The organism is Mesorhizobium sp. LNHC229A00, from assembly GCF_000502415.1.
Taxonomy (GTDB): Bacteria; Pseudomonadota; Alphaproteobacteria; order Rhizobiales; family Rhizobiaceae; genus Mesorhizobium.
This window is the reverse complement of sequence record NZ_AYWQ01000082.1, coordinates 1-1,307: the sequence shown is the minus strand read 5'-3', so window position 1 is coordinate 1,307 and position 1,307 is coordinate 1. Positions and strand designations below refer to the sequence as shown.

The 1,307-nt window shown below is 58.1% G+C and carries 2 protein-coding genes; both read right to left on the bottom strand.

All coding sequences use genetic code 11. From position 1 onward, the window contains the following. Positions 1-210 precede the first annotated feature (210 nt). Positions 211-909: a hypothetical protein gene (locus X742_RS1000000171845; RefSeq protein WP_023775601.1), complete on the bottom strand. Its 699-nt coding sequence runs from the start codon at positions 907-909 to the stop codon at positions 211-213. Beyond that, positions 906-1,307 (bottom strand): helix-turn-helix domain-containing protein (locus X742_RS1000000175110; protein WP_051407809.1); only part of this gene is annotated, 402 nt, incomplete at its 5' end. The genes X742_RS1000000171845 and X742_RS1000000175110, both read right to left, overlap by 4 nt.

Here is a 1,307-nt window from a genome sequence, read left to right as displayed (position 1 = left end):
TCTATGCATCAGCGGCGAGAGGATCATCGGTAGCAACTCCATCCCAGCGCCACCTCCATCACGTGGATCAAGGCGGCTTAACGTCTTGGCCGCCGTCGAGTGCCTTCGCCGAGTAACCTTGGCGAAAGCTTTCTGATAGGCGGCTAGCTAGTTTTGGCGGCGGCCGCAGCGGAGGAGCAGCTACGTGACCTCCGGCGGAGGCGGTCATGGCTACTTCCCCCTCGATTGCGCCGCGTAGTTGTTCGTCTGTTCCCTCTTGCTGCAGTGAGCTTCGTACCCCTCTTGATCCACGTATCCATCGTCTTCGCGCACGAACGAAATGTCCTCGTCATCAACGGAGGGCTTGGCTTCGCGCGTGCGCGTAGAAGCTAACCCTTCTTCCGAAGCGGATTCTTTCGGCTCTTGTTCCGGCTCCGGTTCTTGTTCCTTATTTGGCGTACCGTTCCGCCAATGGTTTGCAGAACCATTCGCCGACTGTTCCCCAAATAGTTTGGCAAATGCTTCCACAAACGATTTCGGCCTCCCCCTCAGCGCTTCGTAAGCCCTTGAGAGTGTTTTTATTTTTAGATCGCACTCGGGAAGCATATCGTAACTGGACCCCCACGCTTTGACGACGTTCGGATTTTCCGGAGCATTATACCGGAGGAAGTTGGGCAGGCAGACAATCCCCGCTTCGTCGTCATACTCGACCATGCTGTTTGCGGACAGTTCGGCTAACCCTTTGTGAAACCGTTCCGTAGACCATTTCAAGGTCGGAGCTAGTCCGGGCGCCGTGCCCGGCATGGCACCGAGCTGCGTCATCGATTGATGCGTCAAAAGGTAAAGGAAGACCAGCTTGCCGTCGTCACTTAGGCGGCGGAACTTCATGTCATTCCAGACGCGGATGTCGACCTTGCGGTACCAACTCATGGCGACCTCGCCCGGATCAGGTTCGCCTCGCGGATAGCCGCGCAGGCATCAACGGCGCTGAGACCGAGCCGCTCGCGCAGCTCGACCATGACCGGCCGCGGACGCTGCTCGCGCGGTGTGCTGGCGAGCCACTGTGCGGCCTTGTCGGTCGCGGCGGATGAATCTAAGATCTGCTCATCAATCGCCTCCTGACCAAGAAATTCCTTATTGGTCAAAAAGGCGCTTGCCCGGATTGTATTGGCGGGCAGCTCTTTTGGCGCTCGGGCGGGCAGCGCACCAAGGAACGCTTCCAGGTCTTGACGCAAAATGACTGTGCGCCGACCGAATTTCCGGGCGACAAGTTGCCCAGCATTGATCGCCGCAAAAATCCGCGTGCGGCCGATGCCGGAAAATTCAAC

Bases quoted from the DNA above. Each gene is read 5' to 3' on its own strand.
- X742_RS1000000171845 (WP_023775601.1), bottom strand. From the start codon at position 909: ATGAGTTGGTACCGCAAGGTCGACATCCGCGTCTGGAATGACATGAAG.